This is a genomic window from Candidatus Latescibacterota bacterium, from assembly GCA_020633725.1.
In the GTDB taxonomy this organism is placed as follows: domain Bacteria; phylum Krumholzibacteriota; class Krumholzibacteriia; order JACNKJ01; family JACNKJ01; genus VGXI01.
Genome location: JACKDC010000002.1, coordinates 139,104 through 160,321 on the forward strand (window position 1 = coordinate 139,104; position 21,218 = coordinate 160,321).

Annotated in this window: 12 protein-coding genes; 9 read left to right on the plus strand and 3 right to left on the minus strand. The window is 70.9% G+C overall.

Annotated elements, in window-relative coordinates:
• Nucleotides 1–37 precede the first annotated feature (37 nt).
• From H6693_05140 to H6693_05160, 5 genes are all read left to right on the plus strand, one after another.
• Nucleotides 38–1,846, plus strand: a complete 1,809-nt coding sequence (locus H6693_05140; GenBank protein ID MCB9515555.1) for a BamA/TamA family outer membrane protein — start codon at nucleotides 38–40, stop codon at nucleotides 1,844–1,846.
• A complete protein-coding gene (locus H6693_05145) occupies nucleotides 1,840–5,649 on the plus strand; it encodes a translocation/assembly module TamB (GenBank protein MCB9515556.1) in 3,810 nt (1,269 codons plus the stop codon). Before H6693_05140 ends, H6693_05145 begins: the two co-directional genes overlap by 7 nt.
• Nucleotides 5,650–5,713: 64 nt before the next feature.
• Nucleotides 5,714–7,198, plus strand: a complete 1,485-nt coding sequence (locus H6693_05150) for a DUF1566 domain-containing protein (protein MCB9515557.1) — start codon at nucleotides 5,714–5,716, stop codon at nucleotides 7,196–7,198.
• Nucleotides 7,199–7,299: 101 nt separating this feature from the next.
• Nucleotides 7,300–8,580: an efflux RND transporter periplasmic adaptor subunit gene (locus H6693_05155; protein ID MCB9515558.1), complete on the plus strand. Its 1,281-nt coding sequence runs from the start codon at nucleotides 7,300–7,302 to the stop codon at nucleotides 8,578–8,580.
• A 6-nt stretch (nucleotides 8,581–8,586) separates the two neighbouring features.
• Entirely contained in the window at nucleotides 8,587–11,685 is a 3,099-nt protein-coding gene (locus tag H6693_05160; GenBank protein MCB9515559.1) for an efflux RND transporter permease subunit, read from the plus strand.
• A gap of 7 nt (nucleotides 11,686–11,692) precedes the next feature.
• On the opposite strand, the gene H6693_05165 is transcribed toward H6693_05160, so the two are convergent.
• Nucleotides 11,693–12,862 carry a hypothetical protein gene (locus H6693_05165; protein ID MCB9515560.1) on the minus strand — a complete coding sequence of 390 codons (1,170 nt, stop codon included), beginning with the start codon at nucleotides 12,860–12,862 and terminating at the stop codon, nucleotides 11,693–11,695.
• Nucleotides 12,863–12,994: 132 nt separating this feature from the next.
• Between H6693_05165 and H6693_05170 the strand changes: the two genes are divergently transcribed.
• Complete coding sequence (locus tag H6693_05170; GenBank protein MCB9515561.1) at nucleotides 12,995–13,900, plus strand: RluA family pseudouridine synthase; 906 nt, start codon at nucleotides 12,995–12,997, stop codon at nucleotides 13,898–13,900.
• A 238-nt stretch (nucleotides 13,901–14,138) separates the two neighbouring features.
• Nucleotides 14,139–15,218 (plus strand): ribosome small subunit-dependent GTPase A, encoded by a 1,080-nt coding sequence (rsgA, locus tag H6693_05175; GenBank protein MCB9515562.1) that lies wholly within the window; start codon nucleotides 14,139–14,141, stop codon nucleotides 15,216–15,218.
• A 21-nt stretch (nucleotides 15,219–15,239) separates the two neighbouring features.
• Here rsgA and H6693_05180 read toward each other — a convergent pair whose 3' ends face one another.
• Entirely contained in the window at nucleotides 15,240–16,580 is a 1,341-nt protein-coding gene (locus H6693_05180) for a T9SS type A sorting domain-containing protein (GenBank protein MCB9515563.1), read from the minus strand.
• A gap of 125 nt (nucleotides 16,581–16,705) precedes the next feature.
• A complete protein-coding gene (locus H6693_05185; protein MCB9515564.1) occupies nucleotides 16,706–17,323 on the minus strand; it encodes a hypothetical protein in 618 nt (205 codons plus the stop codon).
• Between the two features lie 207 nt (nucleotides 17,324–17,530).
• Between H6693_05185 and H6693_05190 the strand changes: the two genes are divergently transcribed.
• Nucleotides 17,531–19,276, plus strand: a complete 1,746-nt coding sequence (locus H6693_05190) for an agmatine deiminase family protein (protein MCB9515565.1) — start codon at nucleotides 17,531–17,533, stop codon at nucleotides 19,274–19,276.
• 155 nt (nucleotides 19,277–19,431) lie between these two features.
• Nucleotides 19,432–21,183 (plus strand): agmatine deiminase family protein, encoded by a 1,752-nt coding sequence (locus H6693_05195; protein ID MCB9515566.1) that lies wholly within the window; start codon nucleotides 19,432–19,434, stop codon nucleotides 21,181–21,183.
• Nucleotides 21,184–21,218 lie beyond the last annotated feature (35 nt).

Consider the following 21,218-nt stretch of genomic DNA (forward strand, 5'->3'; position numbering starts at 1 on the left):
GCTATCACCGTTGGGACCCCGGACCGGGAGCCGATTCGTGCGCTGGCGTCCTCTCCTGATCCTGCTGCTGCTTGCGGCCACGGCCCGCGCCGACGACGGCGCCCGCTACCGCGGCTGGACGCTCACCGCGCTCACCCTGACCGTCGACCCGGGCGCTCCCGATGTCGCGCGCCGCGAGGCCACGGCCCTGCTGGAGGCCGCCAAGCCCGGCCTCGCCCTGGCCAGCTCGGGCGGGCTCTTCAGCCGACGCCATCCCGACTTCACGCCCGCGCTGCTCGAGGCCGACCGCCGCCGCCTGTCGCTCTACCTCGCACGGCGCGGCTTTCCGCGCGCGACGATCACGCCCAGCTTCACGCCGGCGGCGCGCGGCCGCCGGCTGGCCCTCACCCTCGGCGTTCGCCCCGGGCCCATGGCCCGCGTCACCGATCTCGTGCTCAGCGGACTGCCCCCGGACTACGCAGCCTTCGGCGACTCGCTGGCCCGCGCCGCGGCCGACGGCCGCCGCTTCAGCGAGGAGCGCCTGGCGGTGATCACCACCGCGGTGGGGGATCGCCTGCGCGCTGGCGGCTACGCGGCGCTCGTGGTGGAGGCCGGCGTCACCCCGCTGGACTCCACGCGCGTGCGGCTCGACCTCGCCGTCACCCCGGGTGATCGCTACGTCTTCGGCGCCCCCCGCGTGAGCGGCGTTCCCGCGGATCTCGAGCGGCTCGCGGCGTCCCACCTACGCGTGCTCACAGGCAAGGGCTACGCGCCGTCGCTCATGGCGCGCGCGCAGAACGACCTGCGGACGCTCCAGCTCTTCCGCCGCATCGACCTGCGCGACGAACCCGCCGCCGGCGACAGCCTCGCCGTGCTCGCCGAACTGGCGCCGCGCAAGCCGCGCAGCACGTCGGCCAGCGTTGGCACCTGGTCGGACCACCCCTTCCGCGTGCGCGCGGCCTGGGAGCACCGCAACCTCTTCGGCGGCGGCCGCGGCCTGCGCCTGCGGGGCGCGTGGTCGCCCGAGCAGCAGCAGGGCGGCGTGGACGTCTGGTGGCCGGGCCTGCCGCGCCCGCGCACGACGAGCTCGCTGGGCCTCGCCTACGTGGCCGAGCGCGAGGCGAGCTACCACCAGGACACCGCGACGCTCGAGGCCGCCCTGCTCATCCGCCCGTGGACCGACACGCCGACCCAGTGGCGCCCCTCGCTCAGCGTGGGCTACGTGCGCGCCGACCCCAGCAGCACGGCCGAACAGGCCTTCGAGGCGGGCGACGGTCTGCTGTCCATCCTCGCGCTGGACGCGAGCCGCGACGGCAGCGACGATCCCCTCGAACCCAGCCGCGGCACGCGCCTGCAGGCGCGCGCGGAGTACTCGCCGGCGGGGGTTCTCTCCGACTACCCCTTCGCCAGCGGCGAGGCGCAGGCCGTGGCCTACGCCACCCTCGCGCGCTTCACGCTGGCCGCGCGCGTGGCGGGCGGGCTGGCGTCGCCGCTGGGCGACGCGACGCGCCTCCTGCCGGGCAAGCGGCTCTTCGCCGGCGGGGCGAGCTCCATGCGCGGCTACCGCCGACGCGAGCTGGGTCCGCGGGACGCGTCGGACGACCCGCTCGGCGGCCGCGTGCGGCTGCTCGCGGGCCTCGAGCTGCGACGTCCGCTGCTGGGCCGCGTCGGCCTCGCGCTCTTTGCCGACGCGGGGCAGGTCTGGGAGCGTCCGCGCGATCTGCGACTCGGCGAGCTGGCCGTGGCCGTGGGGCCGGGCCTGCTCGTCTCGACGCCCGTGGGCGCCCTGCGCGGCGACTTCGCCTTCAACCTGCGCGACGCGCCCGACCGCTGGCTCTTCCACTTCAGCGTGGGTCATCCATGGTAGCCGCGGCGCGCAGACGGCGGTGGCTCTGGCTGCTCCTGATCCCGGCGGCGATCGTCCTCGCGCTGTTGTTCGCCGTGGGACTCCCCGCGGGGCGCGGCGCGCTGCTGCGCCTCGGCCTCGGCGTGGCCGAGCGGCGCCTGCCGGGCGCGCAGCAGCTGGGCGAAGCGTCCTGGCCGCGCGTGGGACGTCTGCACCTGGAGAACTACGCCTGGACGGACGGGCCCGACACGCTGGTCGCGCTGCGCTCCCTCGACCTCACCGTGAACCAGGCCGCGCTGCTGCGCCGTCACCTGGATGCGGAAGCGCTCACGGTGGACGGTCTCTACGTCGACCTGCCCGCCCTCAGCGCCCGGCTGACGAAGGGCGAAGCGCCGGCCGACAGCTCGGCGCCCGCGCCGCTGGACTCCGTCCTCGCCGCGCTGCCCTCGCTGCGCGTGCGCGCGCTCGCGCTCACCGACGCGCGGCTCCGCGTCGCGCCCGATCTGTCGCTGCTGCGCCTGGATCTGGCCGGCGGCGCGGACGTCGCGCCCACCGCGCCGCGTTCGCTGCGCATTGACAGCCTGCGCCTCCATCCCCAGGACGCACCCTGGGCGCTCGAACATCTCAGCGCGGCGCTGCGCGAAGAGCCCGGCGCACCCTGGGCGGGGGAGGTCGCGCTCGCCGGACGCTTCCGCGGCCTCCACGCCGCCCTCGCCGCCGAGGGCGCCCTGCAGGACTCGCTGCGGCTGCGGCTCTCGCCCGTCGCGCTGGGGTTGGCGGACGGCGAGGTCTGGCCGCCCGCGGCCGCGCGGCCCGGCCGGGCGGCGATCCCCCGCGACCTGGCGGGTCTGCGCGCGCGGAGCCTGCAGCTGACGGGCGCGCTGGGCGAGTGGGACGTCGCCGGCGCTTACGGCCCCGCCGACTCCCTGGCGGCCACGCTCGCCGCGCGCTGGCCCTCGCCGCCGCTCGCCGGCGCGCGCGCCCTGCTCGGCGATTCGCTGGTGGACGCCATCCCGCCCCGCCTGGCCTCGCTCTGGACCACCGACGCGGCGCACCTGGAACTCTCCGCGCGCGGCGTGGTGGAGCCCGCCCCCGGGGGCGAGTTCGACCTCGCGGCGGCGCTGCCCGGCCTGGACTTCGCGGCGGCGGGAGGCGCGAGTCAGGCGCACGTGGACCTGACCGCGCGCCTCGCCCTGGCCGACCTCTCGGCGGCCGACGGCCTGCTCCCGGCCGCGTTCGACAGCCTGCGCGGCCGCGCGACGCTCACGGCCAGCGCCGTCGGCGCGCCCCGCGCGCCGGCGCTCACCGCCTCGCTCGATCTCGACGCCGCCAACCGCACCCTCGCCGCGCGCGACCTGCGCCTGCGCCTGAGGCAGGCGCCTGGGCACCGCCGCCTGCAGCTGCGCGCACCCTCGGGGCTGCGCTACGGGGACGTCGCGCTGGACTCCCTCGACCTCGCGGTGGACCTGCCGCCGGACAGCCTCACGCCGTTGCCCGCGTCGGGGCGTCTCGTCGCCGCGGGGCGAGGCCTCGCCCTCGGCCTCAGGGCCGGGCTGCGCGAGACCGCGGATGGCTTCGCGCTGGCCGCCGACTCCCTCGCCCTGCGGAGCGCGGACGGTCATCACCTCGCGGCCACGCGACCCTTCGACGCCGTGCTCGCGCCGGCGTCGCGGCGCCTCACGCTGCGCGACCTCGCGCTCGACGGCGATCTGGGCACCCTCAGCGCCGACGGCGCCGCCTCTCCCGACAGCGCCGACCTGCGCGCAAGCCTGCGCCTGGCCCTGCCGCGCGCGGTGCTGACGCGGATCGACTCGCTCGTCGCGCTGCCCACCGCGCTCGACACGCTGACGCTCGTCATCGACCTGGACGCCCACGGCAACGCGGCGAATCCCCGCGCCGACCTCGCGCTCGAGGCCAGCGCCGCGGGTCCCGAGTTCGCGCTGCCGTCGCTGGGCGTCACGCTGCAGCAGGCCGCGGACGCGCGGCGGCTCACGCTCGCGCTGCCGCAGGGCCTGCAGTTCCGCGCGTCGACGGTGGACAGCGTTACCCTCGCCCTCGCCCTGCCGCCCGACAGCCTGCGCGTCTTCCCCGCCACGGGACGTCTGCGCGCCGAGGCCGCGGGCATCGGCCTGAGCCTCGACGCGCGCGTGGATCAGCGGGGCGCGCTGCTCAGCCTCGCCGGCGACAGCCTCGATCTGCGCGTGCGGGGACGTCACCTGACGAGTCGCGGACCCTTCCGCGTGGAGACGGACCGCGCTACGCGGCTTCGCGTGGAGGGACTCACGCTGAGCGGCGGCCTGGGCGAGCTGCGCGCAGCCGGCACGCTGGACTCCACCGGGGTGGACCTCGGCGTCCACGTGGCGCTGGACCTGCCCGCGGGCGCGCTGCTCGGCCTGCCCGGTGCGGCCGACCTGCCGCGCGCGGACAGCCTGGCGCTCGGCGTCGCCGCCGACGTGACGCTCAAGGGCGGCACGCGCGATCCCGCGCTCGCCGCGGCGGGCGAGGTGGAGCTGCGCGAGGCGGGGAGCGCACGGCGACTCGGGGTGGCGGTGGACCTGTCGCGTCCCGCGGGCGACGCCGAGCCGCTGGCCGGCACGCTGGCCCTGAGCGACGCGAATGGCGCCCTCCTGTCCGGCACGCTCGCGCTCGGCGGCTCGCTGGACCTGCGCGAGCACGCGTGGACGCCGGCCGGCGAGGAGGCCCTCGACCTCGCGCTCGGCCCGAACACGCTGCCCCTTGCGCGCCTCGCGCCCTATCTCCCGCCCTCGATCGGTCTCGAGGGCGACTGCCGCGTGCAGCTCGCGGCGCGCGGCGCGCTGGACGCTCCCACGCTCTCCGGCGGCCTGAAGACCGCGCAGGCGACCGCGCGCTGGAACGGTCAATCCTGGGTGGCCCTGAAGGGCGACGTGGCGCTCGGCGGCAACGCCGCGCGCCCGCGCGTGACGGGCAGCCTGGCCACGCTGTCGGGGAACGTCCGCCTCCCCGAGCCGCCGCGGCCGCTGCTGCCGGCCGAGGGCGGCGCGCTGCTCTGGGACGCCGCCCCGGCCACCGCGCCGGTCGTCGCCCCGCCTCCCGCGGCCGAGCAGCGCTGGCCGGACCTCGATCTCACCCTCAGCGTCCCCGGCGATCTCTGGCTGCGGCGCAGCGGTCTCGAACTCGAGCTGGGCGGCGATCTGCGTCTGCTGCGCGAGAGCGCGGAGGCCGTGACCGCGCAGCCGCGCGCCGACGGCGAACTCAGCCTGCGCCAGGGCAACGCGAAGTTCCTGGGACGTCGCTTCGACGTGGAGCGCGGCATCGTGACCTTCTTCGGCGAGCAGGCGCCCGACCCCGCGCTGGACCTGCTGCTCTCGAGCCAGCTCGGCGACACCAAGGTGCTGATCGCGGTGGGGGGCACCGCCAAGGCGCCGACCTTCGCGCTCAGCTCCGAGCCCGAGAAGAGCGAGAACGAGATCCTCGCGCTGCTGCTGAGCGGCGGCGCCTCCGAGCAGGGCGGCGAGGATCCGGGCGCGCAGCAGCAGATGCGCGCCGCGGCCACGGCGCTGCTCAGCAGCCTGGGCGTTTCGCGGCTGCAGAGCGGCATCACCTGGGGCGGGGGCTTCGATCAGCTCGAGTACCGCCCCGGCGCGGAGGGCCAGCGCGGCGCGCTGATGCTGGGCAAGTACCTCAGCCCGCGGCTGCTGCTGCAGTACGAGCAGAGCCTGAGCGAGACGAGCGCCTTCATGGTCCACCTGCGCTACCTGCTCAGCCGGCACTGGCGGATCGAGAGCAGCTATGCGCAGACGGGGCCGTCGGGCCTGGAGCTGGACTGGAGCCGGGAGGACTAGTTGCCGCGCTTCGCGCCTCCCGGGTGTCGGGAGAAGACCCGCCATCCAACCGGAGGTCGATCGCATGCCCAAGCTCACGCTGTTCGCTGTCCTGCTGCTCGTCGCCGTGCCCGCGTGGGCGGGGACCGTCCTCGTCGACACCAACCTCGACCGCTGCTTCGACAACACGGCGGAAATCATTTGCCCCGACCCCGGGCATCCCTTCAGTGGACAGGACGCGCAGGTTGATGGCGCCGCGCCCGCCTACCAGGACAACGGCGACGGCACGGTGACGGACCTCGTCACCGGCCTCATGTGGCAGCAGTCGCCCGAGCTGTGGAACCTCGTGACCTGGGACGAGGCCGTGGCCGGCGCGGACACCTGCGGGGTCGGGGGCCACGACGACTGGCGCCTGCCCACGATCAAGGAGCTCTACTCGCTCATCGAGTTCAGCGGGCACACGGGGATGAACGAAGCGGAGTCGACGCCCTACATCGACACCGAGTACTTCGGGTTCCGCTACGGGCTGGAGAGCCTGGGCGAGCGCATGATCGACGCGCAGTACTGGAGTTCCACGGCCTACGCGGGCCTCACCATGGCCGGGGACCTCACGGCCTTCGGCGTGAACTTCGCTGACGGTCGCATCAAGGGTTATCCGCGGGAGCCCATTGGGCCTCCGGGGGAGGAGACCGAAAAACGAACGTTCGTTCGCTATGTGCGCGGAAACGAAGGCTACGGTGTGAACGACTTTGTCGCCAACGGCGATGGCACTGTCACCGACGTTGCCACCGGTCTCCAGTGGCAGCAGGCCGACAGCGGCACGGGTCTGAACTGGGAGGACGCGCTGGCCTATGCCGAGGGCCTGGAGTTGGCCGGGCACGACGACTGGCGTCTGCCCAACGCCAAGGAGCTGCAGAGCCTCGTGGACTACAGCCGCGCTCCGGACGCCACCGACCTCGGCGCCGTGGGCCCGGCCATCGACCCGATCTTCACGCTCGGCGACGACGACGGCTGGTACTGGTCCAGCACCACGCACATGGACGGCCCCACGCTCGAGTGGGCGGCCTACGTCTGCTTCGGGATCGGCTGGGGCTGGATGGAGCAACCGCCGGGCTCGGGCAATCTGGTGCGGATGAACGTCCACGGCGCGGGCTGCCAGCGCAGCGACCCCAAGACTGGCGATCCGGCGGACTACCCCTACGGCCACGGGCCGCAGGGCGACGAGGTGCGCATCTTCAATCTTGTGCGCTGCGTGCGCGACGCGGGCGAGACCACCGGCTCGATCGACCCCGGCGACAGCGCGCCCGCCGCCCGCGTGACCTTGACGGCGTCGCCCAATCCCTTCAACCCGCGGACGACCCTGCGCTTCACGCTCCCTGAGGCGGGGCGAGTGCGGCTCAGCATCGTGGACGTGGCCGGCCGCCGCGTCGACACGCTGCTCGACGGCGCGCTGGAGGCGGGCGTGCACACGCGGGACTGGACCGCGGAGGTGGGTGTGTCGGGCGTCTACCTGGCGCGCCTGGAGACGGCCGACGGCGTGACGGCCACGAAGCTGGTGCAGGCGGAGTAGTGGCCTTGTCTTTGCCGTCCCCGCTTTGACATACTCCACTCCCGCGCCGGGAACCTCCACGGCCGGCGCCGGTACCCTGGCCAGGGGGCAAGCCACTGACAATGAGACGCTTACATTTTGACCGCGCCGTCGTCGTCCTGGCGATGCTGGCGCTTCTGACCGTCGCCGGCTGCGGGCGCGAGGGCGGCGGCCAGCGCCGTGGCGCGGCGCCCACGCCCGTGGTGGAGGCCGTGCAGGCCCGTCATGGCGCGCTGCCCCTGACCCAGCGACTGAGCGGCGTGGTGCGGGGGCGCAATCAGGTGCGCATCAACCCCGAGATCAGCGCCGTCGTCACCGACGTACTCGCGCGCGACGGCGACACGGTCGCGGCCGGCCAGGCACTGGTGCGACTGCGCGACCAGGAGTTCCGCGACCGGCTGAAGCAGGCCACGGCCAGCCATCAGATCGCGCAGGCCCAGGCCAAGCAGGCGGACGCGCGCCTGGCCGAGGCCCGTTCCGCGCTGCGGCGCGTCGAGGGCCTGGCCGCCGAACAGCTCGTCAGCGACGCCGATCTCGAGGCGGCGCAGACGCGCGCCATCTCCGCCGAGGCGGACGCCGAGCTGGCCCACGCGCGCGTGGACCAGGCCGCCGCGTCCATGGCCGAGCAGCAGGGCAACCTGGCGCGCACGGTGATCCGCGCGCCGGTGGAGGGCAGCGTCGGCGACCGCAACGCCGAGGTGGGCATGCGCGTCGACCCGAGCACCCAGCTCTTCACGCTCGGCCGGCTGGACAGCGTCTACGTGCAGGTGGTGCTCACGGACGAAATGCTGAACTTCATCGCCGAGGGGCAGTCCGCGGAGATCGCGCTCGCCGGTCGGGGTCTGCCGCTGGCGGGGACGCTGGATCGCATCTCGCCCTTCCTGCACCCGGTCACGCACAGCACCCAGGGCGAGATCGACGTGGCCAACCCCGACGGCAAGCTCAAGCCCGGCATGTTCGTCACCGTGGACGTCTTCTACGGCCAGAGCGCGGACGCCACGCTGGTGCCGCTGAGCGCGCTCTACGAGCAGCCGTCGACGGGGGTGAGCGGCGTCTACGTCTGCGACGCGGACCTGGGCCAGCAGGAGCTGCAAGCCGCGGGCGACGATCCCGGCATGGCCCTCAGCGGCCCTGTGGACTTCCGCTTCGTGCCCGTGCAGGTGATCGCCAGCGGGCGCATGGAGGCCGGCGTGAGCGGCGTGGAGACGGGCGACTGGGTGGTGACGCTCGGCCAGAATCTGCTCGGCCCGGAGCGCAGTCAGGCCAAGGCGCGCCCGGTGGGCTGGGACTGGGTGGAGAAGCTCCAATCGCTGCAGCGGGAGGACCTGCTGCAGGACATGATCGAACGCAAGCCCAGCTCGTAGGTCGCCATGAACCTGAGCGCGCTCGCCATCCGACGTCCCGTGGCCACCGCGATGGTGTTCCTCATCATCATCGTGATCGGCCTGATGGGCTTCCGCTTCCTGCCCGTGGATCTGCTTCCGCAGATCGAGGTGCCGCGGCTCACCGTGCGCACCAACTACCCAAACGTGGGTCCGGAGGAGATCGAGCGGATCATCACCGACCGCGTGGAGAACGCGCTGGCCGTGGTGCCCAACGTGGAGACGGTGCGCTCCGAGTCGGAGGAAGGGTCCAGCCGCGTCACGCTGGAGTTCGCCCAGGGCACGAACATCGACGAGGCCGCCAACGACGTCCGGGCGGCGCTGGACCGCATCCGCGACAGCTTTCCGCCCGAGGTGGAATCGCCGCGGCTGTGGAAGTTCGACCCGGACAACTTCCCCGTGGTCATCCTCGGCGCGCGCTCCACACGCAACATGGAGGAGCTGACGCGCATCCTCGAGCGCGAGGTCGCCCAGCGCTTCGAGCAGATCCCGGGCGCGGGTTCGGTGGACGTCTGGGGCGGCGTCTATCGCGAGATCCAGGTACGACTGAAGCGCGACCGCCTGGCCTCGAGCCAGCTCACGGCGACGGACGTGCAGCAGGCGCTGGAGCGCGAGAACGTCACGCTGCCGGGCGGCGATCTGCGCGAGGGCCTGAGCGACATGTACGTCCGCACGCGCGGCGAGTACGACTCGGTGGCGCAGATCGCCGAGACCATCATCACCACGGTGGACGGCCAGCCCATCCGCGTGCGCGACGTGGCCGAGGTGGTGGACGGCTACGCGGACCTGAACCGCATGGTCAAGGTGGACGGTCTCTCGATGGTGCGCATGGGCGTGCGCAAACAGTCGGGCGCGAACACCGTGGCCGTGGCCGAGGCCGCGCGCAAGGTGATGGACCAGATCAACCGCGAGCGCGACGACGTGGACCTGATGATGGTCATCGACCAGAGCGAGTTCATCAAGAACTCCATCAGCAACGTGCAAAAGTCGGCGCTCTGGGGCGGCCTGCTGGCGATCCTGATCCTCTACGTGTTCCTGCGCAACGGCTCGACGACCTTCATCATCGCGCTGTCGATTCCCATCTCCATCGTGGCCACCTTCGGCCTGCTCTTCTTCAACCACCTCACCCTGAACCAGATGAGCTTCGGAGGGCTCGCCCTCGGCATTGGGCTCATCGTGGACAACGCGATCGTGGTGCTGGAGAACATCGTGCGCCTGCGCGAGCAGGGGCGCGAGCCGCGCGAGAGCGCGCTGGTCGGCACGCAGCAGGTGACCGGCGCGATCATCGCCTCGACGCTCACTACCATGGTGATCTTCCTGCCCGTGGTCTTCATGCACACGGTGTCGGGCAAGCTCTTCCAGGAGCTGGCGCTGGTGGTGGTCTTCGCGCTGGCCTGCTCGCTCTTCGTGGCGCTGACCCTGGTGCCCATGCTGTCCAGCCGCATGCTCAGCGTGCGCGGCGTAGACGCGGAGACGCGCCACGGCGGCTGGTTCCGCGCCCTCGAGCAGCGCTATGCGGGCTGGCTGGCCGGCGCGCTGCGGCATCGCTGGCGGGTCTTCGGCGTGACGGCGGTCCTGCTCGCGGCGAGCCTGTGGGGTTGGCGGTTGATTCCGGTGGAACTCGCGCCGCAGACCGAGGCGGACGAGATCGACGTCAGCCTGGAGATGGCCCAGGGCACGAACATCGCCGTGATGAACGAATACCTCGGGACGCTCGAGACGCTGGTGCGCGAGGCCGCGCCGGCCGACGAGGTCGAGCACTTCAGCGTGGAGATCCGCAGCGGCGACGCGTCCGTGGAACTGGCGCTCAAGGACGCCGACGAGCGCAGCATGGACAGCTTCGTCATCGCCGACGACATCCGCCGCAAGGTGAGCGGCCGCATCCCCGGCGCGTCGGTGCGCGTTCAGGCCCAGACCGGGCTGTGGATGCTGCGCCGGCTCTTCGGCTCCGGCGGCGGCGACGCGATCGAGCTGGAGCTGCGCGGCTTCGACCTCGATCAGGCCGATCAGATCGCCCTGAAGATGAAAGCGCTCATGGAGCAGGTGCCCGACGTGGAGGACGTCCGCGTCAGTCGCCGTGAGGGGCGCCCCGAGCAGAATCTCATCATCGACCGCGAGAAGATCGCGAACCTCGGCCTGACCGTGAGCGATGTGGCCCGGGTCATCCAGACCAACGTGGGCGGCGGGCAGGCGGGCGTCTACCGCGAGGGGGGTGAGGAGTTTCCCATCGTGGTGCGGCTGCAGCCCGAGGACCGCCTCAGCACGCTGGACCTGGGGAACGTCACCGTGCGCACGGCGAGCGGGCGCGTGATTCCCATCTCGGCCGTGCTGCGCAGCGAGCGGCGGCGCGGGCCCACCTCCATCGAACGCGTGGACGGCCAGCGCGTCACCCGCATCACGGCCAATCTGGCCAGCGGCGCGGCGCTGGGCGACGTGGTGCCGCGCATCGAGGACGCCCTCGCCGGCCTCGCCCTGCCGGCAGACTTCTCGCTCATCTACAGCGGCGAGTACGAGGAGCAGCAGAAGGCGCGGCGGGACTTCATCCTGTCCATCGTCATGGCGCTCACGCTGATCTACATGGTCATGGCCGCGCAGTTCGAGCGCTTCCTCGACCCGCTGATCGTGATGGTCTCGGTGCCGCTGGCCATCGTGGGCGTGGTGCCGACCCTGCTCCTCACCGGCACCTCGCTCAACGTGCAGAGCCTGATGGGCGTGGTGATGCTCATCGGCATCGTGGTGAACAACGCCATCGTGCTGGTGGACTACATCAACCTGATGCGCCGCGAGGAGCGACTGCCCGTGGCCGAGGCCGTGCTGCAGGCGGCGCGGCGGCGGCTGCGCCCCATCCTCATGACGTCTAGCACTACCGTGCTGGGCATGCTTCCCCTGGCCATCGGCTCGGGCGCCGGCGGCGAGATCCAGGCTTCCCTGGCGCGGGCAGTGATCGGCGGGCTCACGGCGTCTTCGCTCATCACCCTGGTGCTCATCCCGACGGTCTACGCCTCGGTCTACGAGTTGCGCGAGCGCCTGGCGGTCGCGCGGGGGGCGAAGCAGCGCGCGGGCGGGGAGAGCCCGGCGCGGGCCTAGCCTGCTCTCAGGGGCGAGCCGCGCGGATGATCACCCCCTTCCCCTGTGCGTCGGTGCCGAGCAGGTACATCCCATCCGGCGCGAACTCCAGGCCGGACCACGCCACCTGCCTGTCCGGAGGCTCGTAGCTTTCGAGGACTTGCCCCGTGGCCGGGTCGATGCGCACGATCATCTGCGTCGCCAGGGTCTCGACGCCCCACAGGTCGGCGCCGTCGAAGGCCAGCGCACGGAGATCGCGGTTGAACGGCAGCGTCCGTTCCACCTGATCCGGCTCGCCATTCGTGTTCATGACGTAGACCTGACCGATTTGGGCGTCGAAGGGCCGCCCGTGAAGCCAAAGGCGGTCGGTGTTCGGCGCATAGGCCATGGCGCGAAACGTGATGGGACCGCCCATCTCGTCCTCGCTGCTGACGGTGTCCACCACGCCCGCGAGGTCCTGCTCGAAGGCGTCGCGACTTCCCCCGCAGCCGCAATGGGACCAGAAGTACGCGCCCTGAGCGGTTTGCACGAGACGGCTGCTGGTCGGACCGTAGGGCGAGCCGAGTGCGTGATTGCTCAGGGCGAAGCGCTCGAGACTCGTGAGGCTCGCGTACATGAGATCCCCGTCGAAGTGCGCAAGGTCGGAGAAGTAGACCGGTGCTGGCAGGTCGTCATGGCGGTCGACGATGCCGAGCGCGCGGAGCGTCACGCTGTCGGGCAGGCTGCTCTGGTGAGAGAGGATGGCGACTCGCCCCTCGCCGTCGGCGATGCGTAGCGTCGCTCCGTCGAGCGTGACCACTGGATAGGAAAACGTGTAGCGATTCACGGCGCCATTGAATGCAAAGCCGGCGCTCGTCTCGGCCGCGAAGTCGAAGATCAGCGAGACGTCGTTCTCGTCGTAGAGCACAAACGCGCGCACGCGATCCTTGGCCCCGGTGAGCCGATCGCGCAGCCAGACCCTGCCGGTGCCGTCATCCCCGATGCGAATCGCCGTCACGTCTGCGGTGACCCCTGTCGTGAGCGGCGCGACGAGGAAGTCCGGCATCATGCCACCGGCCTCCACGAGCCAGTCGCCCACGAGATCGGCCAGCGCGAGAGTGTGGGATGTCGGCGCCGAGGGGGAGGTGCTGTCGGTCTTGGTGCAGGCCGGCAAGGCCAGCAGAAGCATCGAGAATAAAGTGACGCGGAGGGGTCGCATGGTGGGCTCCTGCGGTAGGGGGACGTCTCCACCCTCGAAAGCGCCACAACGCGCCGGATTGGATCATGGCCCGCCCCGCCACCCACCCACAGGTCGTTGACCCTGCGACTCCCCCCGCTCATACTCGGGGCGATGCCACATCGAACCGCCAACCCGACGCCCGCGCCGAATCGCGGCTACACCTATGCCGGCCGCGTCGACGCGCGGAGCGCTGGCCGCACGCTGATCGACTACCTGACGCAGCGCTACCCGCACGGCAGCGCGGTGGAGTGGCGGGAGCGTATCGCCGCGGGCCGCGTCCGCGTGGGCGGGCACACCGTCTCAGCCGACACGACGCTGCGCCGCGGCGACACCGTGACCTGGGCGCGCCCGCCCTGGGTGGAGCCCGCGGCGCCCCTGCGCTACACCGTGCTCCTGGAAGACGCGGCCTTCGTCGCCGTCGCCAAGCCCGCCGGCCTGCCGACGCTGCCCGGCGGCGGCTATCTCGAACACACGCTGCTCGCCCTCGTGCGCGCGGACTACCCCGAGGCTGCCCCGGCGCACCGCCTCGACCGCGGCGCCTCGGGCATCGTGCTCTTCACGCGCACGCCGGAGGCCGCGCGCGCGATCGCCCTGGCCTGGCGCGAGCAGCGCGTCGAAAAGGTCTACCACGCGCTGGTGGAGGGACGTCCCGCGCAGGACGCGTTCACGATCGAGACGCCCATCGGCCGCAGCGCGCACCCGGCGCGCGGAGCCGTCTTCGCCGCGGATCCCGCGGGCAAGCCGTCGCGCAGCGAGCTGCGGGTCCTCGAGCGGCGCGAGAGGACCAGTCTGGTCGAGATCCGCCTCGCCACGGGCCGTCCCCACCAGGCGCGCATCCACCTGGCCGCCTGCGGGCATCCGCTGCTGGGGGATCCGCTCTACGCGGCGGGAGGCGGATTGCGCGAAGCGCCAGGACGTCCGGGCGATGCCGGCTATCACCTGCACGCGATCCGCCTGGCGTTCCCTCACCCCGAGTCAGGGGAACCCGTGGACATCCACTGTCCGCCTCCCGATTGACGCACCCGCCCGCGGCGCGCTAGACTTGCCGCACACCCGGGATGATCCCAGAAAGGCTTGATGTCCACCCTCGCTTTCCATGCGGAGCAGACCTAGGCCGCAGCCTCGGCGGTGCGATTGCGCATCGCCGGCTTCAGCCCGCCGCTCCCTCCGCGCAGGCCACGCCGGGCGAACCACGTCCGGCCGCCGGACCCTGCGATGCCGTGCATTTCCACACGCACACGCATGGAGAGCCACCATGACCGATCTGCTATCCCTGGGTTTCGACCTCTTCTTCAGCGCGCAACTCGACGCCTGGGACGACCCCGCGCTCATTCCCGCCCGCGTGGCGGCCGAGCACCGCGGCGCCTACGAGGTCTGGACGGCGCTGGGGGGCGGCAGCGCCCTGCTGTCCGGCCGCCTTCACCACGAGCTCGACGACGCAGACCGGCCCACCGCGGGCGACTGGGTCGCCTTGCGCAGCGAACCCGCGCCCGATGCGCCCGCGCTCATCGAGCGGCGCTTCGCGCGGCGGACCGTCTTCACCCGCGGCGTCGCCGGCACGGAAAGCCGCGCGCAGGTGGTGGCGGCGAACGTTGACGTGATCTTCGCCGTCACCGGGCTCGACGCGAGCTTCAACCTGAACCGCATCCAGCGCTATCTCGCGCGGATCTACGCGGGGGGCGCGCGTCCGGTGATCGTCCTCAACAAGGCCGATCTGTGCGAGGATGCGGCGTCGATGCAGCGCGAGGTCGAGCGGCGCGCGCCGGGCGTGCCCGTGCTCGCGGTGAGCGCGCTGGCGGGGGAGGGTCTCGAGGCGATCCGCGCGTCCATCGCCCCCGGCGCGACCGCGGCCTTCCTCGGCTCCTCGGGGGCGGGCAAGTCCACGCTGATCAACGCGCTCGCCGGGCTCGCGACCATGAGCACCGGCGCGGTGCGCGAGGGCGACGCCAAGGGCCGCCACACTACGACGCATCGACAGCTCGTGCGCCTGCCGGGCGGCGGGCTCGTCCTCGACACGCCGGGGATGCGCGAGCTGCAGCTGCTCGATGCGGACGGCCTCGACGCGGTCTTCCCCACGGTCGCCGCGCTGGCCGCGAGCTGCCGCTTCGCCGACTGTGGTCACGACGGCGAGCCGGGCTGTGCGGTGCAGGCTGCGGTCGCGTCGGGCGCGCTGGACGAGGAGGCGCTGGCGCACTGGCGCAAGCTGGAGCGGGAGGCGCGGGCGAACGCGCGGCGGCAGGACGTCCGCCTGCGCCGCGAAGAGGAGCGCGCCTGGGGACGCCGTCACGCCCAGGCGATGAAAGGGCGGCGCCCGAAGCGACGCGAGGCGCCTTAGAGCGCCTCGCGCCTGCGACCCTTACTGTAGCAGCAGCATCTTCCGCGACTGCCGCTCGGCGCCCATCTCCACCTCGTAGAAGTAGACGCCCGAGGCCTGGCGCAGCCCCTGCGCGTCGCGGCCGTCCCAGCGGAAGTTGAAGGTGCCCGAGGCGGCGTGCTCGCGGGTCTGCTCGATCAGCAGGCGTCCGCCCGGGCTGTAGATGCGCAGGGTCACGGTGCCCGGCTCGGCCAGCGTGTAGTTGAACACGGTGGACGGGTTGAAGGGGTTCGGGTGGTTCTGGCCCAGCTCGAGGCGCGCGGCCTCGACCGCGTCGGGCGCAGCCGTGGGATCGGCGCGGTAGAGGATGAGCTGGCCCATCACCTTCCAGTTGGGGGGCGTGGTGCCGTCGTAGTTGCAGTCGGTGCAGGTCTGGCCGGGCACGCAGTCGGGGTTCGTGGGATTGCAGGGGTTGAAGTACTGCTCGATGTCGTAGTCGAAGGTCATCTGCCCGCCCGGCACGAGCAGGCTCGAGATGTCGTTGTCCCAGGGCGTGACCTTGTCGCCCGGGCACCAGCCCGAGCGCGGATACTGCCAGGTGCCGCCCTGGGGGCTGCAGGTGTTCGTCGCGCAGCCCTGCCAGAGCAGGTGCGTGTAGCTCATGCCGTCCACCACGATCGTGTGGTCCTTGGGACAGAACTCGGCGCAGTTCTCCGCGAAGCCGAAGCCGTGACCGGTGGTGGTCATGCGCACCTTGCCCGCGGCGGCGTCGGCGGGGATGTCCACCACGACCGGCGGCAGCTCCTCCTCGTGATCCAGCAGCGTGTCGCCGTAGATGATCCAGTCGTCCAGGTAGAGGTTCACCACCCGGTAGGGCTGCAGCGCGCTCACGCCGTGCACGAAGGCGAAGTCGCAGGTGATGAGCCAGCCGCGGTCGTTGCCCATCCACGACTCGATGTAGAGCTTCAGCGTGACGAGGTCCTTGAGGAGGAACTTGTAGTCGGTGACGTCATAGGTCCACGCGCAGCTGCCGGGATAGGTTGGCGGGCCGGTGATGTCGTAGGGCGTGATGAAGCGTGCGATCTCGATGTCCTCGGTGGCGCCGCCGCCGAGGTCGTGCACCAGTCGCAGCCAGGCGTAGCGGTCCCAGGGGTCGCAGTCGCCGGGCAGGCCCGGGCAGCCGATGGTGATGGTCAGGAGCACCTGGCTGTAGATCTCGGGGTTGCCGGGGAAGGCGAAGCTCGCCTCGTGGGGCGTCGCCCAGTTGATGAACTCCTGGTCGAAGGCGCGCACCCACGTGGTGTCGGGCCAGGCGGGGTCGGCCTGCGCGGTGGCCGCGAGCGTGAGGGTGAGCAGGGCGGCGAGCAGGATGAAGCGGCGCATCACGTCCTCCCGGGCAGGGTGGGCGGCGGGGGCAAGTCCCGGCCGGGGAAGAGTATAGCCGATCCAGGCAGCGCGGGGAACGACGGGGAGCCCGGACAGGCCAGGCTCCCGCGTCCGAGAGGGCGTCAGTAGAGGCCCTTGATCGCGCTCCAGGAAGACTCGGCGGTGGGGATCTCGATGAGTGAGGCCAGGATCTGGAGATCGGCGGCCTCGCCGCCCCAGCTGTCGTTCTCCCAGTGACCGCTCCACCACGACCAGGTCACCGTTTGGTTGAACTGGCTGTAGCCGACACGCCCAGGATTCTCGTACGCGATGATGATCCAGTAGTCGCCGAAGAAGATCAGCGGCTCAGGCAGTTCGACATAGGTGTAGGGGTAGGGTGGAGAAGCCGTGCCGTCGGCGACGATCGGTGTGAAAGTGCCGGAGTACTGCGGGTTGAACGGGTCATCCGGCAGCTCCGATGAGTAGTCGTCGATCCACAGCCCCCAGTGGGCCTCACCGCCTGCGCAGGGGAAAGCAAAGCCCTCCAATGCCACGTCGAGCCCTTGGGTGACGTCCCATCCCCTGACCGCGGTGACTACCCATTCTGCCCAGCTAGTGTAGTGCCCGATGGTGGACGGGTTCTCGAAGGTCCCACTGGTGCTCCACCACGCGTTCCACTCGGCGTCGCGCACGCGAGTCTGGTCGGCAGCAGCCTGGGATGCGAAGGCCAGCAGGGCGAGTACGATCACTGTTGAGCGCATGCTTCCTCCTCGGAGTCTTGTGCCCAGCCACTCTCCCACCGGGTGCGCGAGCGATGAATCAAGATATCCAATTGTGGACTAGTATAGCTCAGAGCGCCCGAAAGGGAACAGCGTTCCGGCCAAGGAGGGCGGTTGGCCGCCCGGCGGCGCCTGTGCTATAATCGAGACCTTCGCGACCAGAACCCAATCCCGCGCCGGAGGATCCCCATGCGTCGTCCCCTGCCCGTCGTCGCGCTGTGCCTGTTCGCGCTCAGCGCCCTCAGCCCCCTCGCCCACGCCGAGATGGACGTGGACGGCACCGAGGAGCTGCTCCCCCGCGGCATGACTGCCGAGGAAGCGCGCATCATGCCGCAGTACGTGGCCGAAAACGGCGACCGCGTCACGGATCCCCCGCCCGTCGGTCCCGTGCGCAACGTGGCCGAGTGGGAGCCGGTGACCGGCGTGATCATCCGCTACCCGCTGGGACTGCCCTACAACCTGCTGCAGGACTTCGACGACAACCTGACCGTGCACGTCGTCGTCTCGAGCGGCTCCTACAACTCCGCGGTCAGCGCGCTCACGGCCAATGGCGTGGACATGAGCCACGTGCAGTTCCTCATCAAGAACAACGACAGCATCTGGACCCGTGATTACGGTCCCTGGTACGTCTTCGACGGCAACGGCGACGTGGGCATCATCGACCACCACTACAACCGTCCGCGGCCCAACGACGACCTGATCCCCTGGTACTTCGCCGAGCAGCAGGGCATCCCCGCCTACCGTCACGACATGTACCACACCGGCGGCAACTACATGACCGACGGCGCGCACATCAGCAGCTCGACCCGCCTCGTCTACAACGAAGCGGCCACCTACAACGGCATGAGCGAGGCCGACGTCAACCAGCTCATGGCCGACTACTACGGCGTCGAGACCTACACGGTGCTGGACTACATCGAGAGCGGCGGCATCCACCACATCGACACCTGGGCCAAGTTCCTCGACGAGGAGAACGTGGTCGTGAAGGACGTCCCCACGACCCACGCCACCTACAACAACCTGAACCAGCGCGCCGCGCTGCTGGCCAGCCTCCCCAGTTCCACCGGCCGCAACTACCAGGTCCATCGCGTCTACTGCTACCTGACCTCCTCGGGACCGGCCAGCTACACGAACTGCCTGATCCTCAACGATCACATCTACGTGCCCTTCTTCGGCAACACGACCTACGACAACGACGCCATCGCCGCCTACCAGCAGGCCGCGCCGGGCTATACCGTGCAGGGCTACTACTACAGCGGCTTCCTGAGCGACGACGCCCTGCACTGCCGCGCCAAGGGCGCCTACGACGTGGGCATGCTGCGCGTGGCGCACGTGCCGATCCACGAGCAGCAGGAGGGCGCGGTCACGGTAGGCGCCATGGTGCGCGACCACAGCAACACCGGCGTCAGCGCGGTGGAGCTGCACTACCGGCAGAACGGCGGCGCCTGGCAGATGGTCGCGATGGGCAACGTCGGCGGCTACGACTACGAGGGCACGATTCCGGCGCCCCTCAGCGACGGCACGACCGATTACTACATCCACGCCGCCGACAACTCGGGCCGGGACGAGGGCATGCCCCGCGTGGAGCCGGCCGCCTGGTACAGCTTCGACCACCTGACCGGCGACCTCACCGCGGTGGACGGCGTCACGCCCGCCCGCCCGGCGGCCCTGCACGCCAACTACCCGAACCCCTTCAACCCGTCGACGAAGTTCAGCTTCACGCTGCTCTACGCGGACCAGGTGGAGCTGACCGTCTTCGATCCCCAGGGCCGCCTCGTGCGGACGCTCATCGACGGGCTCGTCCCCGCTGGCGACACGTCGGTGACCTGGGACGGTCGCGACGACGCCGGCCAGGCGCTGCCCAGCGGCGTCTACCTGTATCGCCTACGCGCCGCGGGGCTCCAGTACAGCCGGCCGGCGACGCTGGTGAAGTAAGTAGATAGCTAGCAGGATCTTGTGCTGTTTCGCGACCCCGGGAAGCCTCTCGGGGTCGCTTGTCATGGGTGAGCCCCGAGTCCGCAATCGACGCACCGCGCCCATAATCTCTTCTGCCGAGTTGTCGAAGGAGTAACCCCTACCGGAGGCCCATCATGACGCGTCGCTTGGCACTGCTGGCCGTGTTCACCCTTCTCTCGATGATCGCGCTTGCTCCAGCTGCCCTCGCCGCAATGGACGTGGACGGCATCGAGGAGCTGCTTCCCCGCGAGATGAGCCGGGAAGAGGCTCTCCACCTGTCGGAGTATCTGGAGGCGAGCGGCGATCGACTTGCCACTCCCCCGCCGCTCGCACCCATCCGCAACGTGGCCGAGTGGGAACCGGTGACAGGCGTGCTCATCCGCTACCCGCTGGGTTTGCCCTACGACCTGCTCCAGGACTTCGACGACAACCTGACTCTCCACGTGATCGTCTCCAGCGCAAGCTACGATGCTGCCGTGAGCAACATGACGGCCAACGGTGTGGACATGAGCCACGTCCAGTTTCTGATCAAGCCCAACGAGAGCATTTGGACGCGCGACTACGGTCCCTGGTACGTCTTCGACGGCAACGGCGACGTGGGCATCATCGACCACAAGTACAATGTGCTGTCGAGGCCCAATGACAACTTGATTCCTGTGCACTTCGCGGAGCAGCAGGGCATCCCTTGCTACCGGCACGACATGGTCCATACCGGTGGCAACTACATGACCGACGGAGCCCATATCGGTTGTTCGACATGGAAGGTCTATAACGAAGCGTGGTCCTACAATGCGATGCCGCCCCAGGCTGTTCAGCAGCTCATGTTCGACTACTACGGCATCGAGAACTACGTGGTATTGGACTACATCGAGAGTGGCGGCATTCACCACATCGACACCTGGGCCAAGTTCCTCGACGAGGAGACCGTGATGGTGAAGGACGTCCCCACGAGCCACGCCACCTACAACAACCTGAACCAGCGTGCTGCCCTGCTGGCCAGCCTGCCCAGCTCCACCGGCCGCAACTACCAGGTCCACCGTGTCTACTGCTACCTCGTCTCCTCCGGCCCCGCGAGCTACACCAACAGCCTGATTCTCAACGACCACATCTATGTACCCGTCTTCGGCGATGCGACCTACGACGAGGATGCGATCGCGGCCTTTCAAGAAGCCGCGCCGGGCTACACCGTGCAGGGCTACTACTACAGCGGCTTCCTGAGTGACGACGCATTGCACTGCCGCGCCAAGGGCGCCTACGACGTGGGCATGCTGCGCGTGGCGCACGTGCCGATCCTCGAGCAGCAGGAGGGCGCGGTCACGGTGAGCGCCATGGTCCGCGACCACAGCAACACCGGCGTCAGCGCGGTGGAACTGCACTACCGGCAGAACGGCGGCGACTGGCAGGTGGCCGCGATGCATGGCATCGGAGGCTATGAGTACAAAGCTCTGATTCTGCCACCCGTGAGCGACGGCAGGACCGACTACTACATCCACGCCATCGACAACTCGGGCCGCGACGAGGGCATGCCCCGCGTGGAGCCGGCCGCCTGGTACAGCTTCGACCATCTGGTCGGCGATCTCACCGCGGTGGAGGGCGTCACGCCCGCCCGCCCGGCGGCCCTGCACGCCAACTACCCGAACCCCTTCAACCCGACGACGAAGTTCAGCTTCACGCTGCTCTACGCGGACCAGGTGGAGCTGACCGTCTTCGATCCCCAGGGCCGCCTCGTGCGGACGCTCATCGACGGGCTCGTCCCCGCCGGCGACACCTCGGTGACCTGGGACGGTCGCGACGACGCGGGCCAGGCGCTGCCCAGCGGCGTCTATCTCTATCGCCTGCGCGCGGCGGGGCTGCAGTACAGCCGGCCGGCGACGCTCCTCAAGTAAGCGTAGGCCCCGCTCCGGTCGGACTTGCCGAACCG